The 22,170-nt window shown below is 47.1% G+C and carries 23 protein-coding genes and 2 tRNA genes; 15 read left to right on the top strand and 10 right to left on the bottom strand.

The window, feature by feature from the left end:
- The first annotated feature begins 1 nt into the window (after window position 1).
- The gene (buk, locus tag B4W65_RS08065) at window positions 2-1,072 is read left to right on the top strand and encodes a butyrate kinase (RefSeq protein WP_088654631.1); all 1,071 of its coding nucleotides are present in this window, start codon (window positions 2-4) and stop codon (window positions 1,070-1,072) included.
- Window positions 1,073-1,173: 101 nt separating this feature from the next.
- Here the strand turns inward: buk and B4W65_RS08060 are convergent.
- From B4W65_RS08060 to B4W65_RS08045, 4 genes are all read right to left on the bottom strand, one after another.
- Window positions 1,174-1,246 (bottom strand) — tRNA-Gly (locus B4W65_RS08060).
- Window positions 1,247-1,253: 7 nt separating this feature from the next.
- Window positions 1,254-1,339: transfer RNA gene (locus tag B4W65_RS08055), tRNA-Tyr, on the bottom strand.
- 24 nt (window positions 1,340-1,363) lie between these two features.
- The gene (gene ribH, locus B4W65_RS08050) at window positions 1,364-1,858 is read right to left on the bottom strand and encodes a 6,7-dimethyl-8-ribityllumazine synthase (protein ID WP_088654630.1); all 495 of its coding nucleotides are present in this window, start codon (window positions 1,856-1,858) and stop codon (window positions 1,364-1,366) included.
- Between the two features lie 76 nt (window positions 1,859-1,934).
- Window positions 1,935-2,609 (bottom strand): YfgM family protein, encoded by a 675-nt coding sequence (locus tag B4W65_RS08045; protein ID WP_088654629.1) that lies wholly within the window; start codon window positions 2,607-2,609, stop codon window positions 1,935-1,937.
- A 136-nt stretch (window positions 2,610-2,745) separates the two neighbouring features.
- Between B4W65_RS08045 and recF the strand changes: the two genes are divergently transcribed.
- Window positions 2,746-3,861: a DNA replication/repair protein RecF gene (gene recF / locus B4W65_RS08040; RefSeq protein WP_088654628.1), complete on the top strand. Its 1,116-nt coding sequence runs from the start codon at window positions 2,746-2,748 to the stop codon at window positions 3,859-3,861.
- Window positions 3,845-4,153 carry a DUF721 domain-containing protein gene (locus B4W65_RS08035; RefSeq protein WP_158522804.1) on the top strand — a complete coding sequence of 103 codons (309 nt, stop codon included), beginning with the start codon at window positions 3,845-3,847 and terminating at the stop codon, window positions 4,151-4,153. The genes recF and B4W65_RS08035 overlap by 17 nt, the downstream gene beginning before the upstream one ends.
- Before the next feature lie 12 nt (window positions 4,154-4,165).
- Here B4W65_RS08035 and ndk read toward each other — a convergent pair whose 3' ends face one another.
- Complete coding sequence (ndk, locus tag B4W65_RS08030; RefSeq protein WP_088654626.1) at window positions 4,166-4,594, bottom strand: nucleoside-diphosphate kinase; 429 nt, start codon at window positions 4,592-4,594, stop codon at window positions 4,166-4,168.
- A 104-nt stretch (window positions 4,595-4,698) separates the two neighbouring features.
- On the opposite strand from ndk, the gene B4W65_RS08025 reads away from it, so the two are divergent.
- The 4 genes from B4W65_RS08025 to B4W65_RS08010 are packed head-to-tail and all read left to right on the top strand — an operon-like array spanning window position 4,699 to window position 7,437.
- On the top strand, window positions 4,699-5,733 hold the full coding sequence (locus B4W65_RS08025; RefSeq protein ID WP_088654625.1) for a DHH family phosphoesterase: 1,035 nt from the start codon (window positions 4,699-4,701) through the stop codon (window positions 5,731-5,733).
- Window positions 5,734-5,767: 34 nt separating this feature from the next.
- Window positions 5,768-6,316 (top strand): FKBP-type peptidyl-prolyl cis-trans isomerase, encoded by a 549-nt coding sequence (locus tag B4W65_RS08020; RefSeq protein ID WP_088654624.1) that lies wholly within the window; start codon window positions 5,768-5,770, stop codon window positions 6,314-6,316.
- Window positions 6,317-6,322: 6 nt separating this feature from the next.
- Window positions 6,323-6,868 (top strand): FKBP-type peptidyl-prolyl cis-trans isomerase, encoded by a 546-nt coding sequence (locus B4W65_RS08015; RefSeq protein WP_088654623.1) that lies wholly within the window; start codon window positions 6,323-6,325, stop codon window positions 6,866-6,868.
- An 11-nt stretch (window positions 6,869-6,879) separates the two neighbouring features.
- A complete protein-coding gene (locus B4W65_RS08010) occupies window positions 6,880-7,437 on the top strand; it encodes a hypothetical protein (RefSeq protein WP_146697742.1) in 558 nt (185 codons plus the stop codon).
- A 104-nt stretch (window positions 7,438-7,541) separates the two neighbouring features.
- On the opposite strand, the gene B4W65_RS08005 is transcribed toward B4W65_RS08010, so the two are convergent.
- From B4W65_RS08005 to B4W65_RS07995, 3 genes are read right to left on the bottom strand one after another with little or no spacing between them, the layout of a single operon-like run.
- Window positions 7,542-8,747, bottom strand: coding sequence for an ammonium transporter (locus B4W65_RS08005; protein ID WP_088654621.1), 1,206 nt, complete (start codon window positions 8,745-8,747; stop codon window positions 7,542-7,544).
- Between the two features lie 30 nt (window positions 8,748-8,777).
- On the bottom strand, window positions 8,778-9,122 hold the full coding sequence (locus B4W65_RS08000) for a P-II family nitrogen regulator (RefSeq protein ID WP_088654620.1): 345 nt from the start codon (window positions 9,120-9,122) through the stop codon (window positions 8,778-8,780).
- Window positions 9,123-9,142: 20 nt separating this feature from the next.
- Window positions 9,143-9,805, bottom strand: coding sequence for a TorF family putative porin (locus tag B4W65_RS07995; protein WP_088654619.1), 663 nt, complete (start codon window positions 9,803-9,805; stop codon window positions 9,143-9,145).
- Between the two features lie 289 nt (window positions 9,806-10,094).
- Between B4W65_RS07995 and B4W65_RS07990 the strand changes: the two genes are divergently transcribed.
- From B4W65_RS07990 to B4W65_RS07970, 5 genes are all read left to right on the top strand, one after another.
- Complete coding sequence (locus B4W65_RS07990) at window positions 10,095-10,793, top strand: NigD1/NigD2 family lipoprotein (protein ID WP_158522803.1); 699 nt, start codon at window positions 10,095-10,097, stop codon at window positions 10,791-10,793.
- Window positions 10,794-11,136: 343 nt separating this feature from the next.
- Complete coding sequence (locus B4W65_RS07985; RefSeq protein ID WP_088654617.1) at window positions 11,137-11,964, top strand: mechanosensitive ion channel family protein; 828 nt, start codon at window positions 11,137-11,139, stop codon at window positions 11,962-11,964.
- 12 nt (window positions 11,965-11,976) lie between these two features.
- Window positions 11,977-12,888 carry a DUF3078 domain-containing protein gene (locus tag B4W65_RS07980; RefSeq protein WP_240509515.1) on the top strand — a complete coding sequence of 304 codons (912 nt, stop codon included), beginning with the start codon at window positions 11,977-11,979 and terminating at the stop codon, window positions 12,886-12,888.
- Window positions 12,889-13,038: 150 nt separating this feature from the next.
- Window positions 13,039-13,776 (top strand): lysophospholipid acyltransferase family protein, encoded by a 738-nt coding sequence (locus B4W65_RS07975; protein ID WP_088654656.1) that lies wholly within the window; start codon window positions 13,039-13,041, stop codon window positions 13,774-13,776.
- 12 nt (window positions 13,777-13,788) lie between these two features.
- Window positions 13,789-15,762 carry an OmpA family protein gene (locus B4W65_RS07970; RefSeq protein ID WP_088654616.1) on the top strand — a complete coding sequence of 658 codons (1,974 nt, stop codon included), beginning with the start codon at window positions 13,789-13,791 and terminating at the stop codon, window positions 15,760-15,762.
- Window positions 15,763-15,840: 78 nt separating this feature from the next.
- On the opposite strand, the gene B4W65_RS07965 is transcribed toward B4W65_RS07970, so the two are convergent.
- The gene (locus tag B4W65_RS07965; protein ID WP_088654615.1) at window positions 15,841-16,242 is read right to left on the bottom strand and encodes a response regulator; all 402 of its coding nucleotides are present in this window, start codon (window positions 16,240-16,242) and stop codon (window positions 15,841-15,843) included.
- A gap of 184 nt (window positions 16,243-16,426) precedes the next feature.
- Between B4W65_RS07965 and B4W65_RS07960 the strand changes: the two genes are divergently transcribed.
- Complete coding sequence (locus B4W65_RS07960) at window positions 16,427-19,120, top strand: serine hydrolase domain-containing protein (protein ID WP_088654614.1); 2,694 nt, start codon at window positions 16,427-16,429, stop codon at window positions 19,118-19,120.
- Window position 19,121: 1 nt separating this feature from the next.
- On the opposite strand, the gene B4W65_RS07955 is transcribed toward B4W65_RS07960, so the two are convergent.
- A complete protein-coding gene (locus tag B4W65_RS07955; protein WP_088654613.1) occupies window positions 19,122-20,423 on the bottom strand; it encodes a M18 family aminopeptidase in 1,302 nt (433 codons plus the stop codon).
- Between the two features lie 329 nt (window positions 20,424-20,752).
- Here B4W65_RS07955 and pyrB point away from each other — a divergent pair, with 329 nt between their 5' ends.
- Both pyrB and pyrI read left to right on the top strand, forming a co-directional pair.
- Complete coding sequence (pyrB, locus tag B4W65_RS07950) at window positions 20,753-21,676, top strand: aspartate carbamoyltransferase (protein WP_088654612.1); 924 nt, start codon at window positions 20,753-20,755, stop codon at window positions 21,674-21,676.
- Window positions 21,677-21,709: 33 nt separating this feature from the next.
- Window positions 21,710-22,168 (top strand): aspartate carbamoyltransferase regulatory subunit, encoded by a 459-nt coding sequence (gene pyrI / locus B4W65_RS07945; protein WP_088654611.1) that lies wholly within the window; start codon window positions 21,710-21,712, stop codon window positions 22,166-22,168.
- Window positions 22,169-22,170: the final 2 nt, after the last annotated feature.

Raw genomic sequence — 22,170 nt, 5'->3', positions numbered from 1 at the left:
TATGAATCGTATTCTGGTGATTAACCCGGGTTCTACTTCTACTAAAATTGCGGTTTATGAAGAGGAGAAACCGCTTTTATTGAAAACGCTTCGGCACAGCGACGAGGAGCTGAAGGGCTATAGTGTCGTTGTTGATCAGTACAGTTTTCGTAAGCAGGTAATTCTGGATGAGCTTCAATCGGCCGGACTGGCTTTGGAGGGACTCACTGCTGTGGTGGGGCGAGGAGGACTGGTTAAACCGATTGAGTCGGGGGTCTACGCGGTTACGGAAAAATTAAAGCAGGATTTAAAAGTGGGGGTCATGGGCCAACATGCGAGCAATCTGGGTGGACTCATTGCCGATGAAATTGCCTCGGGGATAGCCGGTGCCCGTGCCTTTATTGCCGATCCTGTGGTGGTAGATGAATTGGAAGATGTGGCACGCATTACAGGGCATCCCTTATTGCCGCGCACCTCTGTTTTTCATGCCTTGAATCATAAGGCGGTTGGACGTCGTTTTGCGGCGCACGCTGAGAAGGCCTACGAAGAGCTTAATTTGATTGTGGCGCATATGGGTGGAGGCGTTTCAGTAGGGGCGCACCGTAAGGGACGTATAGTGGATGTCAACAATGCGCTGGATGGTTTTGGTCCCTTTTCTCCCGAACGGGCGGGTACTTTACCGGCCGGTAAGCTCATTGATCTCTGTTTTAGTGGTAAGTACAGCCAGGAAGAAGTGAGGGCTATGGTTACCGGTAAAGGAGGCTTAATGGCACATTTGGGCACCAATCAGGCCTATGAGGCCGCGCAAAAAGCCCTGTCTGGTGATGAACATGCGCAGCTTATTTTAAGGGCTATGGCCTATCAAATTGGCAAGGCTATTGGTGGAGCAATGGTGGTGTTGAAAGGCCAGGTAGACGGCATCATACTAACGGGCGGAATGGCCCATAATAAAGTGGTGTTGGGCTATTTGCGCGAATACATCGATTTTATGGGTAAGTTGACCATTTACCCGGGTGAGGATGAGATGGAGGCTTTGGCGGGCAATGCACTGATGGTTTTGCGTGGTGAAATGGCTTTGAAGACTTACGAATAGTCTTCGGGGACGCTGTGTTGCTTCCTCTGGAAAGCGCAATGGGACTGTAGTCTTTATGAAATAAAAAAAGCTCCGGGTTTTCATCCGGAGCTTTTCTTTTGAGCGGGAAACGGGACTCAAACCCGCGACCCTTAGCTTGGAAGGCTAATGCTCTATCAACTGAGCTATTCCCGCGTTAACTTGGTGGGGGGAGGAGGATTCGAACCTCCGAAGTCGTAAGACAACAGATTTACAGTCTGCCCCAGTTGGCCGCTTTGGTATCCCCCCGAAAACGACAGTGCAAAAGTAGTATTATTTGCGAAACCTGCAAGCAATGTCGGCCATTTTTATTGCCGTAATTGCGGCCTCATCCCCTTTGTTTCCGTGCTTTCCGCCGGCCCGGTCTTCTGCTTGTTGCTGATTAAGAGTAGTTAATACACCGTAGATAAATGGGATCTTAAATTTTACATTTAAGAGAGCAATGCCCTGGGTCACACCCTGGCAAACATAGTCGAAATGGGGGGTGTCTCCCTGAATTACACAACCCAGACAAATAACGGCATCTACATCGGTTCGTTTGGCCAGGGTACGTGCACCTGCCGTTAACTCAAAACTGCCGGGTACGCCAATGGTAACGATGTTATCGGGTAAGGTGCCATGTTTGATCAGGGTTTGGTAGGCACCTTGGTACAAAGCGTCGGTAATGGCCCGATTCCACTCAGATACTACAATACCAAACTTCATATTTTGCGCGGAGGGAACACTGTTCTCGTCGTAGGAGGATAAATTTTTTAAGCTGCTGGCCATATTCTTCTGTATTATGAACAAAGGAGATCATCCGTGAACCGGACAATCTCCTTTGTGTCTGGTTAATTCTTTATTATTACAAAGAAACTCTGGTAATGTATTTGTCGATTTGACGTGCTTCCACGCTCTCGCTGAAATCGTCTTTAATGGTTTGAAAGCTTTCCAAGGCACCTTCTTTGTCGCCGCCTGCTTCTAAAACCAGTCCCTTTTTCATCAGATAAAACGGAGCGGTAACGGCATTGTTCACGGCAATGGCCTTATTGTATTGCTTGAGGGCTTCGGCCTGATTGCCCAATTCCAAATAGGCATCTCCGATAGCTCCCTGAGCCAGGGATTTCAGCTCTTCGTTGCTGGTTTTAAATTGCTTCAGGTAGTCGATGGCCGACTCGTAATCACCCAAATGCAAATAGCTGATGCCTGCATAGTAGCGTGCCAGTTTTCCTGCCTGGGTACCGCCTGAGTTTTCAATTACATCCAGGAAGCCGGATTCCATACCGTCTCCTTCAAGAGCCAGTTGAAATTCTTCGTTGCCAAAATATTGTTGCGCCTGGAAAAGACTTTTTTGCGCCTCGGTATTTCGGGGTTCTTCGTAAAACTTTTTGTATGCCCAGTAGCCACCTACCAATACGATAAGGGCCAAAAGAATGATGGTCAGTGTTTTCTGATTGTCTTCAATGAACTTTTCGGTTCTGCCAAGAGCGTGCTCAACGTTCTCCAGGTTATTTTCTACAGTGGTTTCTTTTTTAGACATACTTCTAAGGTTTATTAAATACTCGGCAAATTTAATAAATTAGGGTAAATTAAAAACAGACCAAGGGTTTTTTCACGATAATATCTTTGCCTGCTTTGCTTTTGCTATTTTTGTGGGCGACTACAACAAACAATATATGTATATCAAGCACCTGAGTCTTCTCAATTACAAGAACCTGCAAGAGGCCGAGCTGTCTTTCAAAAATGGAATAAACTGCCTGGTGGGAAAGAATGGAGCGGGCAAAACCAATCTGCTGGATGCGCTCTATTATCTTTCTTTTTGTAAGAGTTATTTCAATGCCATTGACAGCCAGTTGGTTCGTCACGACCAGGAGTTTTTTATGATTCAGGGTCGTTACCATTATCAGGGGCAAGAGGAGGAGATTTATGCCGGATTAAAAAAGGGACAAAAGAAACAGTTCAAACGTAATAAAAAAGAGTACCAGCGTTTATCGGAGCATATAGGCCTTTTGCCTCTGGTTTTAATTTCACCGGGAGACGAGCGCCTGATTACCGAAGGCAGCGACCAGCGACGCAAATATCTTGATGGGGTGCTTTCGCAGTTTGATCGTTGGTACCTAACGGCTGTTTTACGCTACAACAGAGGCTTGAGTCAACGTAATACTCTGCTAAAAAGTGCCGGACGAAATTGGAGCAGTGTAGCCGGCCAGTTTGAAGTTTGGGACAGCTTGCTGGCCCAAACCGGTCTGCATATTTTTGAGGCCCGCACGCGTTTTATTACTGAACTGGAGCCTGTTTTTCAAAAATTCCATCGTTTTATTTCCGGAGGCGGAGAGGAGGTGCAAATGGTTTACCATTCGCACCATCAAAGAGGCGCACTGGAGGAGCTTTTGAGAGATAGTTTGGAGCGTGATGCAGCACTGGGCTATACTACTCGCGGTATTCATCGCGACGATTTGGAGTTGCTGCTCGATGGCCATCCTGTTCGTAAGGTGGGGTCGCAGGGACAAAAGAAGACTTTTTTTCTGGCCCTGAAGCTGGCTCAGTTTGAGTTTTTATCTAAGCACTTTGGATATGCGCCCATCTTGCTGCTCGACGATATGTTTGATAAGCTGGACGATGAGCGGGCTGAGCGCTTAATTGAGTTGGTGGGAAGACCCGAATTCGAACAGATCTTCATTACCCATACCCAAAAAGAACGTTTGATGGAGATTGTGCAAAAAACCGGGAAGTCTTATGACTTTTTTGTGGTAAATAATGGTGAAATTCAGCCCCATGAAGAAACGCTTTGACGAAAGGTATCAAAATACCCAGAGTATTCAGGATGTGCTTGAGAAAATCCTGAATAGTCCCGCTTTGGGAAAAGGCATTCGTGAAACCCGTGCCATAAATGCCTGGGAAAAAGTGCTGGGGCCCACGATAAGTCGCATCACTAAAAGCTTAAACATCAGAGGAGGGGTTTTGTATGTGCGTCTCAACTCCAGTGTAATTCGCAACGATCTGTTGATGCATAAAGACAAAATCATAGACGCACTTAACGCCGAGGCCGGCGGTAAAGTGGTCTATGATTTGGTGGTACAGTAATAATCGTTGGGATCAACAGCACTTGAATTCTTCCATAGAGCTGAAGAAAAAGCGACTCTCGCGCAGGGCATTCTCGTCACTGTCTGAGCCGTGGATGGCATTGCGGGTCATATCCTTGGCATACTTGCGCCGAATGGTGCCTTCTGCAGCTTTGGTCGGATCGGTGGATCCTATCAGGGCTCTAAAATCGGCTACAGCATTCTCCTTTTCGAGCAGCGCCGCAACAACGGGGCCCGACGACATAAAGGCGACCAATTCATTAAAAAATGGTTTTTCTTTGTGTTCTGCGTAGAACAATTCAGCTTTCTCAACCGGCAACTGTGTCATTTTAAGTGCCCGGATGTGAAAGCCAGCCTTTTCAATGTCCGACAGAATTTCGCCCACATGGTGCTGTTTAACAGCAAAAGGCTTGATCATGGTTAGTGTGATTTTTCCGTTCATAATAAAACTGGCTTGGTTAACAAAGAGTTTGAAGATAGTTATTTTTTAGATATGGACCTATGTGACTCCATATTTTGCTATATTTGCCGCATTAAGCATGTTGTATGAGCGATTTTTCGAAGCAGCTGGATGCTCTTTCCGAGCGGCTGTCCCAACCTCAAAATATAGTTGTAATTCCGCATAAGGACCCTGATGGAGATGCCATTGGTTCAAGCCTGGCCTGGTTCAGGGTGTTAAATGCTGCCGGACATAAAACTACGGTCGTACTTCCAGATGCTGCGCCATCCGCCCTGATGTGGATGGAGAGCAGTTCGGCGATGTTGGTTTATGCAGAGGATGCGGAGAAAGTGCTTGCATGTATTGCTGAGGCTACTTTGTTGTTTTTCCTTGATTTTAATACGCTGTCGCGTACCGGTAAACTGGCAGCTGTATTGCAGGAAAGCCCACTTCCGGTGGTGCTTATTGATCACCACCCCTTTCCGGATGAAGCATTGACGGAAATTATGTTTTCGGAAGTGAAGGTTTCCTCCACCTGCGAATTGAGTTATGTGCTGATGAAGGCCTTAAACTTTGTGCCCGACAAGGCGGCTGCAGAGTGTTTGTACACGGGTATTATGACAGATACCGGTATGCTCAATCACAACTCAGCGCATCCGGCCATTTATAAGACGGTTGCAGAGCTGCTGGAGTTGGGTGTGGACAAGGACAAAGTGCATCGCGAAGTGTTTCACAGTTCATCGGCCAGCAGAATGCGATTAATTGGGCACGCTTTATGTAATAAGATGCATTTGTTGTTTGGCGGACAGGTAGCCTATATTGCACTTTCGGACGAGGAGCTGCAGGGTTTTGATTACCAACCAGGCGACACTGAGGGCTTGGTGAACATGCCGCTTTCAATAGAAGGAGTAGAAATTGCTGCATTAATGACCGAAAAGGAGGGGGGCCAGATTAAGATGTCGTTCCGTTCGAAGGGGAAATTGGCAGTTAATACATTTTCGGAACAGTATTTTTCGGGAGGCGGACACCGTAATGCAGCAGGTGGTGAGTTTTGGGGCTTGCTGAGTGATGCAGAAGTGCGTTTTAAGGAAAGTATGAAGATTTATTTGCAGGAAGTACATTTGCAGGAAGTACAGCTTTAGCGGGTGACAAAACTTTCCATAAATAAAAGTAAGTATGAAATATTATTGGGGTTGGGCAAGGTTGAGTCTTCTTTTTCTGCTTTTGGCCGTAAGTGCTTGCAGCAATTCGCAAAACCGCAAATCTGCCGGAGTAAGGACTGAGGGTATAACGCGTGAAGACTATATTGAAATTAACCGGCAGCGGGTTAATCAGGAGCAAGATTTGATAGTACATTACCTGGATACTACCGGCTTGAAAATGCAGCGGACGGCTACCGGATTGTGGTATCGGATCACTGAAGAAGGCGAGGGAGAGAAAATTGTTACCGGAAAAATAGTTGCCCTGAATTATGAAATTCGTTTGCTGGATGGCACCCTTTGCTACAGCTCCGACGAGGATGGAAGAAAGGTGTTTTTGGTGGGACAGGGTGGTGTAGAGTCGGGTTTGGAAGAGGGGGTTTTACTCTTAAAGCAAGGGAGCAAAGCAACCTTTTTGATGCCACCGCATCTTGCACATGGCTTGATGGGGGATGACGACCGTATTCCGGCCCGTGCTATTTTAAGGTATGAAGTAGAAGTGGTTGAAGTAAAAAACAAAAACTAGATTAATATGATACGTGTTCTCTTAAGTGGATTTATTGCATTTTCCCTGCTCCTGTTTGCCTGTGATAAGGACGATGATGATGACGATAAGATTGAGATTGTTGATATTGAAGTTATGGACCTGGAAGAGTATGTGCGCTTGTATTTTCCGGATGCCACTCCTGTTGAGGGACTTGGAATGTATGTCATCGTAACCGAAGAAGGCGGTGGAGACTTGCCTGCCGATGGCGACATTATTTATGCTTATTACAAGGGTAAGCTGCTTAATGATGCCCCCGACAAAGCCACTCCTTTTGATACTGCTTATCAGCGTCCCACGACTGTAGATCCGGAGAAGGATAAGGTGATGGCTTTTAAGTTGGATATGAATGAGGATGAGGAGCATGTGCGTACTTATATTAAAGGCTGGTACCGTGGGTTTTCTCAGTTAAAACGGGGCAGTAAGGCAGTTTTCCTGATTCCCGATAGTCTGGCCTATGGCGATCAGCGCCGGGGAATAATTCCCCCCAATGCAGCCTTGATGTTTGAAGTAGAATCTTTGCGAATTAAATAAATATAAAAGCGATGACAGCATTATCAATGAAATATTTAAGCGGCTTTGTTGTGGCCTTGTTGCTGATGGGCGGTGGTTTTATTGCTTGTGACGACCCCTATGCCAACAGTGTTGACTATGCCAAGCTGGAGGCTGGTGAGACGGAGTTGCGAGAGATGTTTTATAACAGTGTAAAGGATACCATTCCTGCTGTTGAGACCATCGACCGGATGGAGACCGAGGGTTGGGTGGCTTTTATAATGGAAAAAGGCTCTGACGATCCCATTCAGGTGGGTCGACGGGTCTCCTTTCGCTACACCTATTCGACTGTTTTCAGAGATGTGGAGGATGGCTATACTACGGCGGTTGCCATTGTTCAGTACTCCAACTATAATTCACCAGAGCTTGTTGAATACACTGTGGGGGCTTTGTCTAACACTCAAAGTGAAGTTTTTCAGGGAGTCGATTTGGCCATGAGGCACATGAACCTTTATGGAAAGGCCTACATCATTATGGTTCATTCTCTGGCTCAGAACGACTATTACCCCTGGGTCGCCGAAATTGAAGTGGTGTCGACCCAACTTGATTAAGTGGTCAAGGCTGATTGAAGTAACAAACAAGGGGTTGCCTGCCAAAGCAGACAACCCCTTTCCTCTTTTGTTTTAAAACCAGGAAAAACAACGCAGAGGCTTTATCAAAAGTTGTAGGAGCTTTGTCCGTGCTCGTGGATGTCCAGTCCTTCTTCTTCTTCCTTGCGGGTAACGCGCAATCCCATAGTCTTCTTAAGGATGGTAAACAACAGGTAGGCGGCAGAAAAGGACCACAGGCCAACCACTGCAACGCCCAGTGCCTGAACGCCCAATAGACTCCAGCCGCCTCCGTAGAAAAGACCGCCTTCGGTGGCAAATAGTCCTACCATGAGTGTTCCCATCGCTCCTGTAATTCCGTGCACGGTAATGGCACCCACGGGGTCATCTACCCGCAGCACTTTGTCGATGAGCTCGATGCCAAAAACTATGACTACGCCGGCCAGGGCCCCAATAATAACTGCCCCTGTGGGGGAAACAATGTCGGTGCCTGCGGTAATGGCTACCAGTCCCCCCAGTGCCCCGTTCAAAGTCATACTTAAGTCTGGTTTTCCATAGCGCTTCCAGGTTACAAACATCGTTACCAGGGCAGCTGTAACGGCCGACAGGTTGGTGGTGATGAAGATGTGGGCCACGCTCAGCGCGTTGTCGCCCGAAACGCCCAGTGTAGAACCGGGGTTAAAGCCAAACCAGCCCAGCCATAGAATAAAAACTCCAAGTGCACCTATTACCATGTTGTGACCGGGTATGGCGTTGGTTTTACCGTTGTATTTTCCCAAACGGGGACCAATAATGGCTGCGCCTGCCAGAGCTGCCCAACCACCTACCGAGTGTACTACCGTTGAGCCGGCAAAGTCGTGGAAGCCCAATTCGCTGAGCCAGCCGCCGCCCCATACCCAGTGACCCGAAATGGGGTAGATGACCAGGGTGATGACCAAAGAAAAAATCAAATAGGTCGAAAACTTAGTCCTTTCGGCCATGGCACCAGACACGATGGTCGCTGCTGTGGCGGCAAATACTGTTTGAAACATCAGTATGGCCATGTCGGGCACGTTGTTGCCGTATTCGGCTGTGAAAAAGAAGTTGGGCAGTCCAATAAAACCACCTATTGAGGGGCCAAACATGATACTGAAGCCCACCGCCCAAAAGACCAGGGAACCGATGGAGAAGTCCATCACGTTTTTCATTATGATGTTACCCACGTTTTTGGCCCGGGTGAAGCCCGCTTCTACCATGGCAAAGCCTGCCTGCATAAAAAACACCAGAACTGCGGCCAGTAAAACCCAAATTGTATCTATAGCTCTTGCATCCATAATCGTAATGTTTAGTCAGGTTAATAAATCTTACTTGAGGTACAGGGTTTCCGGCCCCGATTCACCCGTCCGTATTTTGTAGGTTTCCTCTACATCGGAAATGAAGATGCGTCCATCTCCAATATCCCCGGTTCGTGCCGCTTTGGTGATGGCTTCAATGGTTCTCTCCACATTTTGATCGCGCACCACAATGGATATGAGGCGGCGTTCGATGATGCTGGTGTCGTATACCGTCCCGCGGTAAAGGTGCCCTTCAACAGCGGTGCCGACTCCACGCACATCCCAATAAGAGAAAAAGGTTATTTCCTGCTCTGCCAGTGCTTTCCGGACTTCTTCGTACCTGGTCAGGCGGATGATGGCTTCAATTTTTTTCATGGCTTAGTTTTTTAGTTTTGTTAAAAGGATAATCCAAAGACGAGGTGCAATTGCTCCGTATTGGGGTTTAGAATTACGGCACCCGATAAGGGGAGCGAAAACTGTTCGGTAAGGGCCAGCTCCTTAGTTGCGGCCACACCCACATTAACAACCTGGAAACTTCCTTCGGTAGTGTGCCAGCCATCTCCGGCGCCAACAAAGACATCGAACAAGGAGGCGCTGTAACCCACTTCAAAATAAAGATCCTGTCCTTCGGCGCCAGCACCGTCACGAGAATCGTTGATCATATAATTACCGGCAAAGGCAAATTGCCCTAATTCATAACCGAGGTTAAGCTCCAGGGCGTGACTGGAGCTGCCTTCAGCTGTTTCGAACCAGGAGGTGCCGGGGTAATAATAAGAGGTAAGGCCCAGACTCAAACCAAAATCGAAGGCGTAGGAGGTGTATAAATCGGCTTCGGCAAAGGCTCCGTCACCGCCAAATCCGGTTGAGTAGGCGCCCCAGGCACCCAGGGTGAAACCGCCGGCACTGAACTCCAGACTGGGCTGCAAACTGGGCGCGTTGCCAAAATCAACCCCTCTGAAAACATAGCGGTTGTAAAAATCCATACCAACACTTACTTCCTGGGCTTTCAGGCCGAGTGCGCTTAAGAGGAACAGCGCCGAAAAGACAAAATTTTTCATGACTACAGGTTTTAAATTAGTATTTAGGAAAAAAACATGCTTTTTTTGAGATGTACCCCTATCGTTTGAGGGGTGTGTTGAAACAAAAGTATGTAAAATTTAAAGCAGACCCCTATTTTTTGTGTGAAAAAATCTAAAATGACGTGTTTTTTGTGACGAACCCCTGTTTTTTTTGGGGGTGTGTGCTGCAAATTGTAGTTTTAAGGTGGGACGCAACCAAAATGGGTGACTTGCATCTTAGCATTAAATTGTTTTGAATTAGTTATCCATATTAAAAATGAATGCTCGTATGAAAAGAATGCTGTTTTTATTTAGCGCCTTGCTGGCTTTGGCTGCAGTCTCCTGTTCGGTGAATGATGACGAAGGAGAGTACTATCAGTATCGATTGGGGATTATTGAAGGCAGTAGTGCGGCCACTTTCACCATTCTCACGGATGATGGCTATCGTTTAAAACCTTCCGAATTTCTAAGTAGTGGTTATGAGATTGTTGATGGAAAGCGGGTCTTGGTTCAATTTGCAATAGTTTCTGAATCCGAATCTTCTGAAATTGATTATGAGGTAAAGGTGGCCATGATTGAGAATGTTCCTGTAAAAGACATCATTAGTGCCAATGAAGAGGTGCGCGACTCTTTGGGCAATGATCCGGTAACGATCAGTGCCCTTACTCTGGGTAATGGATATCTGAATGTGCAATTCAGCTTTTATGGTCAGGACGCCGACAAACACTATTTGTACATGGTGTACGATGAGGAAAAACAGGACAAAGAAGGTTTTATAGCACTCGATTTTCACCACAATGCGCACGACGATATCAAGGCCAGTCCCTACTCAGGTCTGTTCAGCTTTCCGGTGGCGCAATTTGAGGAAGGAGAAAGCGGAACCATTAAATTCTTATTCCGGTCGCGTAAGGAGGACAACAGCATTTTTACACACGAGTTGGAATATAAATATGGGGCAGTTGCTGAGGGAGAAGAGGAAGAGGAATAGAGTCAGGGAGTTGTAATACCGTTACAAAAGGGCCTTGGGGTCCAGTAAAATGCCTGCTGTCTGTAAGCGGACCTATACGAAGGTCTGTGTTACAGGCAGCATTTTTCTTGCTTTTATATAGGTTTCCTAAACCTGCATTATTCATTAATTGACTATTACTAAAGCTTATGAATAAAGCAGGTTAAAAGCATGAAGTTTTGTTTATAAGTAATTTTGTGCTGCTCTTTTGTGCTGCCGACTGGCAATTCCATACAGGAAAAGGGCTAAAAGTCGCCCGAAATTGGCTTTTAAGATGGGTAATACCGATATTTGTAAAATGTATAACCTTAATTTTTGAAACAGAATGGAAGATCTTATGAATGTTTTGCCCGAAACCGATGTGTTGGTTGAATTGGCAATGACTTATGGAGGCAAATTGTTGTTGGCCTTGTTGACACTTATTGTTGGTCTGTGGTTAATTGGAAAGCTGACCAAAGGCTTGAAAAAGTTGTTTAAGGCACGCGATTTTGACCAGACTTTACAGTCTTTTTTAAGCAGCTTGCTGGGCATCACACTAAAATCTTTGTTGTTGGTCAGTGTTATCTCTATGGTAGGGGTACAAATGACTTCCTTTATTGCGATTTTGGGTGCAGCCGGTTTGGCCGTGGGTATGGCTTTGTCGGGTACTATGCAAAATTTTGCTGGAGGGGTAATGTTGTTGATTTTTAAGCCCATTAAGGTCGGTGATTACATCGAGGCGCAAGGGCATTCCGGTACGGTTAAGGAAATCCAGATTTTTAATACCATTTTGAATACGCCCGATAAAAAGACCATTATTATTCCCAATGGCGGATTGAGTACGGGATCTATGATCAACTACTCTACCGAACCGGTGCGTCGACTCGACTGGACTTTCGGAATCAGTTACAACGACAGCATCGATAAGGCACGGGAAATTATTATGGAAATATTGAATGCAGAGGAGCGCATTCATCAGGACCCGGAGCCTTTTGTGGGATTGGTTAATTTGGGTGATAATTCGGTGGATCTGGCTACACGGGTATGGGTGGATGCCACCAATTACTGGCCTTTGTTTTTCGAGATCAACGAAAAAGTGAAGAAAGCCTTTGATGCCAAGGGGATTTCCATTCCTTTTCCGCAGCGCGATGTGCATATTCACCAGGTAAAGTAGGGGGTGAAAGCTATGAAGATGCAGATGAAATATGCTTTGTGGGCGGCTGTTTTGGTACTTCCTTTTGGTGTTCTCGCTCAAGAGGAGGCCGACAGTCTGTCTTTCTGGAAAAAAGGAGGTGACGCTTCCTTTACCTTTTCCCAGGTTTCCCTTAACAATTGGGCTGCCGGTGGACAAAATTCCATGACGGGCACCTTTATGCTCAATGCCTTTGCCAATTACGCTAAAAACAAAAGTGCCTGGGACAATAGTTTTACCCTGGGATATGGTTTAACGAAGCAGGGCAGTGATAACCTGATTAAGAGTGAAGACCGGCTTTTGTTGACTTCTAAGTATGGCTACAAGGCTGGAGGGAAATGGTTTTACAGTGGTTTGTTCGATTTTCGAACCCAAATGACCACCGGATATCAGGATCCACCAACCAACAGCAGTGTTATTTCTGAGTTTTTGGCACCAGCCTACATACAGTTTTCTTTGGGTATGGACTACAAACCCAACGATAATTTTTCACTCTACATTTCGCCCCTCACTTCAAAAAGCACCATTGTAATGGACGATAGTCTTTCTAATGTTGGGGCCTATGGCGTGGAAGCCGGTGAGAAATATCGTGGGGAGTTTGGTGCTTCGGTGAAATCGGTCTACAAGAAGGAAAACCTCCTTCAAAATGTTGATTTATTTACGCGTCTCGATCTGTTCTCGAATCTGGCCGAAGAGCCTCAGCACATTGATGTGGAGTGGGAGGGACGTTTGAATTTCAAGATAAATGACTATCTGACTGCCGTGGCTTCTCTGCATTTGGTGTACGATCATGATGTGAAGACCTCGGAAGAGGTGATGGTTGACGGTGTTAGCACAACGGTGGCGCGCGGACCAAAACTTCAATCAAAACAACTATTGGGCTTTGGGCTTAATTTTAAGTTCTAATGGGCAATTGTTTTTAAGTATTTATAAGAGGCGCTTCCTTCAGGGAAACGTCTCTTTTTAATTACTTAATGGTGTGCTTCTGGCAAGAACTGTTATTTTTGTTGATTGTGGTTTACTGTTGCGATAAGCATTGCTCATTTTTTAGTATTTATGAAGGAGAAACCGAAGCACTTCGATTGGGGGTTCTGGCTGTATCAGCCCTATAAGTATTTTGTTTTTTTGCCTTTGATGCTGGTGAACTCCATTGTCTTTGCGCTGTTGGCTGCCATTTGTGCTTTGCTTATATCGCCCAAGTCCGGAAGCTTTATGGGCAGTTGTTGGGCACGTGTTGCTTGCTGGATTACTCCGGTTAATGTCCGCGTGGAAGGTTTGGGTAACATTGATCCCCAAAAATCGTATGTAATTGTGGCCAATCACCAAACAGTTTGGGATATATTTCTTTTGTATGGTTATTTGCCTATTGATTTCCGGTGGATCATGAAAAAAGAATTGCGTGGTGTTCCGTTTATTGGTTTTGCCAGTGAAAAGGTGGGGCATATTTTTATAGACCGATCTTCGCCCAGGGCGGCCTTGCAATCGCTAGAAGAGGCTAAGTTAAAATTGGTTGACGGTATTTCGGTTTTGATTTTTCCGGAGGGAACACGTAGCCGTGGAACGCAAATGCGGGCTTTTAAAAAAGGCGCTTTTAAATTGGCTTTTGAACTTGACCTTGATATATTGCCCATAACCCTTGTTAATAGTGATAAAATACATCGGAAAGGCTTTTTCAATATCCGGCCCGGAAAAACAGGCCTGGTGGCGCACCCTGTCGTTAAAACCACTTTGTTTCACGATGATTTGAATGGTCTTATGGATTTTACGCGCAGCCAAATTGCATCTGCCTTATAACTTTGAGCGTTTATGTACAGATTGATTTTGTGGAGTTGGGTGTTTTTGAGCTGTGTTGCATTTAGTTTGCAGGCCCAGCAGCGTTCCCTCAGTTCGAAAAACCGGGGTGCCGTGCGCTTGTACGAAGAGGCCATTAGTGCCTACAGTGCAGGCAGAAGCAAGGAGGCCCTGGACTTACTAAATAAGGCGACCGAACGGGACCCTTACTTTGTCGAGGCCTTTTTGGTACAGGGCGATATTTATAATGAACAGGGCGAACATCTGAAGGAGATGGAACTGCTGAAGCAAGCTGTGGCGCTGGACTCCACTTTTCATCCCGTGGCGCTGTTTCACATTGGGGTAGCTGCGGTAAAATCGGGCCTTTATGAGGAGGGGCTGGAATGGCTGGAGCGATACAAGTGGCAATTTAGCGATGATCAGGATGCCGAACGAGTAGCTACATGGATGGAGCGGGCGCGTTTTGCTTTGAAAGTACGGGGCGAGACCTACGATGTGCAATTGCGTTCTCTGGGCGTGGGGGTAAACAGTGCTTACGACGAATACTGGCCGAGCTTAACGGCCGATGAACAAACCCTGGTTTTTACCGTACTTGTGCCCAGAGACGAAGCGCTGTTTAAGGAGCGTGTTTTACCTAAAACCTTTTTATATTTTCAGGAAGATTTTTATCAGGCCAGCCGCAACAACGATGGCAGCTGGTCGCAACGAGAACTCTTGGCGGGCAACATCAATACCGACGGCAATGAGGGGGCCCAAAGTCTTTCAGCCGATGGCAACTGGATGTTTTTTACCGCATGCGTACGGGACGATGGACGGGGGAGTTGCGACATCTATTTTGCGCAAAAAACTGGTGAAGGGTGGAGCGAACCTGTCAATCTGGGTATGCCGGTGAATTCGCCTTACTGGGAGACTCAGCCTTCCTTTTCTTCCGACGGCCAAACCTTGTATTTTGTGAGTACCCGACCGGGCGGCAGAGGCGGAAAGGACATTTGGCGGGCACGAATAATTCGTGTAACCAAGGAGGGCGTTCCGGTTTTTGGGGAGGTAAGTAATCTGGGTTCAGAAATCAACACCCCTGGCGACGAGGGTTCCCCTTTTATTCATCACGACAATAAAACCTTGTATTTTGCTTCGGATGGTCATCCGGGGATGGGAGGGATGGATTTGTTCTTCAGCAGACGAATGCCTAATGGGAACTGGCGCAAGGCGGTGACTCTGGGCTATCCCATCAATACGCCAGGGGATGAATCGGGCCTTGTTATTAACGCTCGTGGCAATAGGGCCTATTTTTCAAGTTCGGGCCGGGTGCCTGAGCGCGACGATGTGGATATTTATGTTTTTGATCTGCCCGGACCCTTACAGCCCGATCCGGTTTTATATGTGAAGGGGCGGGTTTACGATGTGGAAACCGGCGCGAACCTTCCGGCTGCCTTTGAACTGAAAAGTTTAGAAAGTGGGGAACTGATGGTGAGTACCAGGAGCAACCGTTTTTCGGGAGAGTTTTTGGTTTGTCTGCCGGTGGGAGGAAAGTATGCATTTAAAGCATCTCACCCGGGCTATATGTTTTATTCAGGCCATTTTGATTTGCCCAATGACCATCCGCTTGAGCGACCTTATCTTTTGGATATAGGTTTGCACCCGGTCCGAACAGGAGCAAAAATGACGCTCGAAAATATTTTCTTTGAAACCAATTCTTACGAATTGGAAGAACAATCAAAGGTAGAGTTGAATGGCTTGGTGGCCTTTATGGAGGAAAACCCCAACGTGCGCATCGAAATTGGCGGACATACCGATAACGTTGGACAGGCTGCGTACAACCAGGTCTTGTCCGAAAACCGTGCCCGTTCGGTGCGTGCGTACTTGATTCAAATGGGGGTTGATGAGGATCGCCTGCAATACAAGGGTTTTGGTATGACCCAGCCGGTGGCCGATAACGCTACTGAAGCGGGAAGAGCCAGGAACAGAAGAACGGAAATTACCGTTTTATAGAACGGAAAAGTGCTGAAATCAAACAAAAAAGACTGGCCACATCGGTGCCAGTCTTTTTAAAGATATTCCATTGTTGTTTCAGTCGTTCAGGTACTTGGAGAGGGTGTCGATAAGTATTTGCAAGCGAATGGGCTTGGCCAGATAGTCGTTGCAGCCGGCCTCCATGCACTTTTCCCTTTCGCCCGACATAACATGAGCAGTCTGGGCAATGATTGGAACATCCGGATTGATTTCCTTTATTGCTCTTGTAGCAGTGTAGCCGTCCATTATGGGCAATTGAAGGTCCATTAAAACCAAGTCGATTCGGTTGGCCTTAAACATATCAATGGCCTCCTGACCATCTTTTGCCCATAGAATCTTTGCTTTTGTTCGGCGCAAGGCAGCGTCGAAGAATATCTTATTGGTATCCACATCCTCAACTACCAGAATGTTTTTTGACTCCCAGTTCTGGTTTAAGGCATTGCTTAAATTTTCCGACATGGCTTATTGTTTCATTTCAACTCATTTCAACTCACATTTTCAAAAATAAGACTTCTTTTTGAAATTTTTAGCTTTAATAAAAAAAAAGTCCCTTTTTGCGCCAAAGACCTGCGCGACTCACATATATGTTCTATTTTTGTATGTGTTGATCAAAAAACTTCGAAATCATTAAGTCCGCGTTGGTATGAATCGAGTTTGCGGGGCTGTTCTGCTGTTTCTATTTTCCTTTTTTTTGGTGGGTGCTCAATCCTTAGAAAATGGGCGCTTTACCCGGGAGGCCAACCTATGGGCCGAATCGGTATATGGTGTACTCGATTTGGAGATGAAGCTGGCCCAGATAATGGTGGTACGCAACTATGAGGAGGGAAAAGGAGGTGGTGCGGAGCAAAGCCTGCCTCCCCCTGGTTTTATTTTGGCCGAAGCAGGTTCATACAATGATGCTGTGTCGGCTCATCCCATTCCTTTGGCGCCCCAGTATGTGGCGGATTTGCGTTCTGGTTTTCATTGCGCGCAATTTGCTTGGCCCTTTCCTGATGAAAAAACTATGCGTCTTTCCAGCAGGGCGGTTCAGCGTGAGCTGACCCGTTGTCTGGTACAGGCGTGGGGGCGCGAACACGGAGTGGCTGCTTTCTATAATTCCGATATATTTGAGGATTACCCCCTGGTATCGGCTGCCGGTTCAACGGTTCGGTCGGTATCGGTACATAAAATATGGACGCCCTTGTCGTTTCAGGGAGATTCGTTGCTGTTGATGCATTTGGGGGTGCATGGCATTCCACGGCAAATCGCCCGCTTATTGCCGGCTCGCCTGCCTCAAATGACGGATGGGAAAGGACAGTCACTTGTTCCGGCCACAGAAATGTCGCTAGAACAGGTGTTGAGTGATGGTTGGTTACTCGAAACCTCCTCTTATGCAAGCGATCATCAACGGCTTGTACAAGTGTTTAAAAACCGTTGGTTGAAGGAGGAACTGTTAGAAAAAGCAGCAAAAACCGCTTTGGCTTACAAATATATGTTGGTGAGGGAAGTAAGGGCCGATGAAGAGGGGTTTCGGGCTCCTTACACGCATTCGATAAGGCGGGCCTATGAGCAGAGTATATCTGCTTTTTCTGCGCCGGGTTCCACCTTGCTGCCTTTAACGCAGCTTGATTTGAATATGGGGTTTTATCATTTGGGCGATTCGCCACCGGCCAATTTTCGTGAGATGGTAGGTCGTTACCTAATCGAGGCACCCGAAACTCTTGATCCGAAGGCATTTGATCTTATTTTACTGACTGCAGATAAGCGAGGGGCTGAGCAAGGAAGTTTGAAAAAAGTATTGCGAGATTTGCGGCAGCACTATTCGCAGGCTGCTGTTGTTCTTTTTTGGACCGGAAAACCCTCCGAGCTGCCCTTTGATGAGTGGCCCAAGGAGCTGGATGCTTTTTTTACCGCCCCGGCCGATTTGCCCTTAACCTGGTCCCTGCTGGCACAGGCCCTTTTTAATGGCATTGCGGTAGGGGATGAGCGTTCGCTGCCTGACTTTTTTGGCTCTGCTGTGGCGGGAAAAAGGCGGGTTATGCCGGCCACTCGCCTCAAGTACGGATTGCCTGGGGAAGTCAATATGAATGCAGATTCGCTGAATAAAATTGACCATTTAATGGCTGACGCCATTAAAGAACAGGCCACACCTGGTGCGCAAATTCTGGTTGCCCGTAAAGGCGTGGTTGTTTTTCAGCGGAACTATGGCTGGCATCGTTACGACAAAGAACAGCCTGTAGGCGATAACGATTTGTACGATTTGGCTTCCATAAGCAAAATAGCAGCGACTCTGGCGGTAGCCATGAAAAATTACGATGCTGGACTTTGGCGTTTGGGCGAGCGCATTGGGAATATTTTAACAGAGGCAGATACCACCGATAAAAGAGACATTTTATTGCGGGATTTGTTGTTGCACGAGTCGGGCTTGCCCGCCTACCTCCCTTTTCATACCGCCACCTACGATTTAAGTCGGGTCAAGGGCGATCTGTACAGCGGACGACGCAGTCCTGTTTACAACAGGCGGGTAGATGAACGTCTTTACATGCATAGGGAGGTAAGACTACGCAGTGACTTGTTTCGCTCGCTACCCGATTTACAATATTCGGTAGCAGTGGCTCCTGATTTATACCTGCACTACAGTTATCCCGATTCGATGTATTATCGTATTTTGAATGCCGGACGGCATAAGCGGGGCTATGTATACAGCGATTTGAATTTTATTTTGCTGCAGCGCATACAGGAGCAACTCAGCGGGCAAACGCTGGATGAAGCAGCTGAGGCCTATTTTTACCGCCGCTTGGGCGCGCACCGGCTGTTGTTTAACCCCTGGCGCAGTCCCAACAGCTATTCTCTGGTCCCCACCGAAAACGATGTGGCCTTCAGGAGGCAGCTCTTGCAGGGGAGTGTGCACGATCAAGCTGCCGCTCTCTTAGGCGGAGTTGCCGGTCATGCCGGCCTCTTTGGTACGGCCAATGATCTGGCAAAAATGCTGCAAATGTATCTTAACGGTGGCAGTTATGGGGGATTACAATATCTTCATCCCGAAACGGTAGATTTTTTTACCCAGCGGCAAACGGAAGATAACCGAAGAGGCCTGGGGTTTGACAAACCGGAAATGGATCCGGAGAAGGAGACCCCCAGTTCCCGGCTGGCTTCTGCCTCATCTTATGGGCATTCGGGTTTCACAGGCACCCTGGTTTGGGTCGATCCCGAATACGATTTGGTTTATGTATTTTTAAGTAACCGCATTCACCCCGATTCTTTTAACCGGAAGCTTTTGCAAATGAATGTGCGAACGGAGGTGCAGGATGCTGTTTACCGTTCGCTGCTCGACCTGAAAGTGCAACCGGAAAATTGATTTATAGTGCAAAGAAAGCTTGCATGGCCCTGATCATATAAAGGTGATCGTCTACGCCGGCCAGCTCGCGCACCGAATGCATGGCCAGCATGGGGTTGCCTACATCCACACTGCGAATATCGAGTTGACCTGTGCTCAAATTTCCCAAGGTAGAGCCGCCAGCCATGTCGGAGCGATTGACAAATTTTTGACAGGGAACGCCGGCCTGTTCACAAAGTGCTTCAAAAACCGCAATGCTGTCGCCATCACTGGTATATTTTTGGTTGGCTGTAATCTTAATCACCGGTCCCTTATTCAGTAAGGGATGCAGATTGGGGTCGTGCTTTTCGGGATAATTGGGGTGGAGACTGTGCGCCATATCGGCCGACACCATAAAGGAGCGGTACACGGTTCGGTAAATTTCTTCCTGACTGAGTCCCAGTAAGGCCAAAATGCGTTTGAAAAGATTTTTGAATAAGGGCGAATCGGCCCCCTGTTTGGTCAGACTGCCCACTTCTTCATTGTCGAAGATACACAGCATTTGGGTGGCCTCGGAGGCCGGACTGTTAAGCAGTGCCATAAGACCGGCATGCGTCATGGCCAAATTGTCCAGTTTGGGACTGGATATGAACTCATTGTGAGCACCCATCAGGCAACCCTTGTGGATTTCATTGAGGGTCAGGTCGTAGTCGAGAACATCAACCGGATGTACGCCCAGTTCATCAGCGAGCAGCTTCTTCAAAAAGTCTTTTTCACTGCCTTTTTCAGGCAGCAGACCCAGCAAGGGCAAAACATCCTTCTGCCGGTTTATTTCCATCCCTTCATTTACACTGCGATTGAGGTGAATGGCCAATCCCGGAATGGTCAGCAAGGGCCGCTTAAAATTCACCAGGCGATTGTCGGGCCACAGCGGCTGGCTGCCTCGGAGACTTACTCTTCCGGCCATCGACAGGGGCCGGTCGATCCAGCTCATTAATACCGGTCCGCCATATACTTCGGTGTTGAGCTTGATGAAGTGGTCTTCGACCACCATTTCGGCTTGTGGTTTAATTTTAAAGCCGGGGGAGTCGCTGTGCGCCGAAACAACCCGAAACCCATGAGTCTGCGGTGCACCCAGTCCCACTACAAAGGCAAAAAGTGCCGAGCCGTTGCGTGTAAGATAGTATTTGCCGCCTTTTTTCAGGTTCCAGGCCTCTTCGAGCTTTAATTCGCTGAATCCAGCCTTGTCGAGCTGCATGGAAAGCTGCTCTACCGCATGAAAAGGACTGGCGCTTTCGTAAATAAAATCAATGAGGTCCTGTGCCGATTTTCGGGCTTGTTCCATAGGAGCCAAATTTTTATTGTTTGTCGATGTTTAAGGGCTAAGAAACAAAGATAGGCTAAATATAGTTTAAAAAAAGCGCAGATTGTGGTGTTGCTTGTGCATTGTTTTGCTTAATTTTGAACTTTGAAATGCAAGCACTCGCGAAAACATCTTGGGGCGCAAAGTCCGGAAAATTATTCTTCTGCCGGACCTCCTGCCAAACAGCAGGATTTCATTTATTTCCCTTTTTCTTTACCGAACATTACTACCGGCCTTTGAGACTGGTTGCATTGCTGTTGTTGTTTGCCCGATCGTTTCGATTGGGTATTTTTTTAAACCATTCCTGATTTATGAAGAACAAAAGTCTTGTTTCCATCAGCGATTATTCGCGCGACGAAATTCTGAAAGTGCTGGAGCTGGCGGCCCTTTTTGAGGCCCGGCCCAATCAGCCGCTTTTGCGCGATAAGGTTGTTGCTTCCTTGTTTTTTGAGCCTTCAACGAGAACCCGCCTGAGTTTCGAGACCGCCATTAACCGTTTGGGGGCACGGGTCATTGGTTTCACCGATGCCAGTTCCTCTTCCACCACCAAAGGGGAAACCCTCAAAGACACCATTAAAATGGTAAGTAATTACGCCGATCTTATTGTGATGCGTCATCCCCTTGAGGGCAGCGCCCGCTATGCTTCTGAACAGGCCAGGGTGCCGGTTATTAATGCCGGCGATGGGGCCAATCAGCATCCTACGCAAACCTTGCTCGATTTGTATTCCATTAAAAAGACCCAGGGCACCCTCGATAATCTCAATATTTACATGGTGGGCGACCTTAAATACGGTCGCACGGTGCATTCGCTGTTGATGGCCCTCTCTCATTTTAATCCCACCTTTTATTTTGTGGCGCCCAAAGAACTGGCGATGCCACGAGAGTACAAAATCTTTTTGAAGGAGCGGGGCATTCCTTTTTATGAGCTGTTTGAGATGGGCAAGCTGGATCAGGCCGACATCCTTTATATGACCCGGGTTCAAAAGGAGCGCTTCTCTGACCCGATGGAATACGAAAGGGTTAAGAATGCTTATGTGCTGCGTAACGCGATGCTGAATGGAACCCGCGATAATCTGCGTGTTTTGCATCCCCTGCCCAGGGTAAACGAGATTCATGTAGATGTAGACAGTAATCCCAAGGCCTATTACTTTGAGCAGGCCGAAAATGGGGTTTACACCCGAATGGGCATCATTGCAGCCATAATGGGGCTGGAGTCTGAGCTCACAAATAATTAGCCTACTTTGTCAATTACCAAAAAACATTCAGTCATGCCCAAACAAAAACAATTACAGGTAAGTGCCATCGAAAACGGAACCGTAATTGATCATATTCCGGCCGCATCCCTTTTTTATGTCATTGCCATTTTAGGACTCGATCAAATACCCAATCAAACTACCTTTGGGGCCAATCTGGACAGTCATAAGTTCGGAAAAAAGGCCATTATAAAGGTGGCCGATAAATTTTTCGAGCGGGATGAAATCAATAAAATATCTTTGGTGGCCCCCCATGCCAAACTCAATATCATTCGCGGTTACGAGGTGGTTGAAAAAAGAGATGTAACCATTCCCGACGAGGTGGTAGGGATTGTAAAATGTTTTAATCCCAAATGTGTGACCAATAACGAGGGGGTGCTCACCCGCTTTCGGGTGGAAGATAAGGAGGATTTGGCGCTGAAGTGCCACTATTGCGAAAAAATCACCTCGCGCGACGAGTTGCAAATGGTATAAAC

The sequence above is a fragment of the Geofilum rhodophaeum genome (assembly GCF_002210225.1).
Classification (GTDB): Bacteria; Bacteroidota; Bacteroidia; order Bacteroidales; family Marinilabiliaceae; genus Geofilum; species Geofilum rhodophaeum.
The sequence above is the reverse complement of the archived record's forward strand: the minus strand, read 5'-3'. Positions and strand labels throughout refer to the sequence as shown.

Coding starts and splice junctions, on each gene's coding strand:
- buk (WP_088654631.1), top strand. CDS start 2: ATGAATCGTATTCTGGTGATTAACCCGGGTTCTACTTCTACTAAAATT.
- ribH (WP_088654630.1), bottom strand. CDS start 1,858: ATGGCCAGCAGCTTAAAAAATTTATCCTCCTACGACGAGAACAGTGTT.
- B4W65_RS08045 (WP_088654629.1), bottom strand. CDS start 2,609: ATGTCTAAAAAAGAAACCACTGTAGAAAATAACCTGGAGAACGTTGAG.
- recF (WP_088654628.1), top strand. CDS start 2,746: ATGTATATCAAGCACCTGAGTCTTCTCAATTACAAGAACCTGCAAGAG.
- B4W65_RS08035 (WP_158522804.1), top strand. CDS start 3,845: ATGAAGAAACGCTTTGACGAAAGGTATCAAAATACCCAGAGTATTCAG.
- ndk (WP_088654626.1), bottom strand. CDS start 4,594: ATGAACGGAAAAATCACACTAACCATGATCAAGCCTTTTGCTGTTAAA.
- B4W65_RS08025 (WP_088654625.1), top strand. CDS start 4,699: ATGAGCGATTTTTCGAAGCAGCTGGATGCTCTTTCCGAGCGGCTGTCC.
- B4W65_RS08020 (WP_088654624.1), top strand. CDS start 5,768: ATGAAATATTATTGGGGTTGGGCAAGGTTGAGTCTTCTTTTTCTGCTT.
- B4W65_RS08015 (WP_088654623.1), top strand. CDS start 6,323: ATGATACGTGTTCTCTTAAGTGGATTTATTGCATTTTCCCTGCTCCTG.
- B4W65_RS08010 (WP_146697742.1), top strand. CDS start 6,880: ATGACAGCATTATCAATGAAATATTTAAGCGGCTTTGTTGTGGCCTTG.
- B4W65_RS08005 (WP_088654621.1), bottom strand. CDS start 8,747: ATGGATGCAAGAGCTATAGATACAATTTGGGTTTTACTGGCCGCAGTT.
- B4W65_RS08000 (WP_088654620.1), bottom strand. CDS start 9,122: ATGAAAAAAATTGAAGCCATCATCCGCCTGACCAGGTACGAAGAAGTC.
- B4W65_RS07995 (WP_088654619.1), bottom strand. CDS start 9,805: ATGAAAAATTTTGTCTTTTCGGCGCTGTTCCTCTTAAGCGCACTCGGC.
- B4W65_RS07990 (WP_158522803.1), top strand. CDS start 10,095: ATGAAAAGAATGCTGTTTTTATTTAGCGCCTTGCTGGCTTTGGCTGCA.
- B4W65_RS07985 (WP_088654617.1), top strand. CDS start 11,137: ATGGAAGATCTTATGAATGTTTTGCCCGAAACCGATGTGTTGGTTGAA.
- B4W65_RS07980 (WP_240509515.1), top strand. CDS start 11,977: ATGAAGATGCAGATGAAATATGCTTTGTGGGCGGCTGTTTTGGTACTT.
- B4W65_RS07975 (WP_088654656.1), top strand. CDS start 13,039: ATGAAGGAGAAACCGAAGCACTTCGATTGGGGGTTCTGGCTGTATCAG.
- B4W65_RS07970 (WP_088654616.1), top strand. CDS start 13,789: ATGTACAGATTGATTTTGTGGAGTTGGGTGTTTTTGAGCTGTGTTGCA.
- B4W65_RS07965 (WP_088654615.1), bottom strand. CDS start 16,242: ATGTCGGAAAATTTAAGCAATGCCTTAAACCAGAACTGGGAGTCAAAA.
- B4W65_RS07960 (WP_088654614.1), top strand. CDS start 16,427: ATGAATCGAGTTTGCGGGGCTGTTCTGCTGTTTCTATTTTCCTTTTTT.
- B4W65_RS07955 (WP_088654613.1), bottom strand. CDS start 20,423: ATGGAACAAGCCCGAAAATCGGCACAGGACCTCATTGATTTTATTTAC.
- pyrB (WP_088654612.1), top strand. CDS start 20,753: ATGAAGAACAAAAGTCTTGTTTCCATCAGCGATTATTCGCGCGACGAA.
- pyrI (WP_088654611.1), top strand. CDS start 21,710: ATGCCCAAACAAAAACAATTACAGGTAAGTGCCATCGAAAACGGAACC.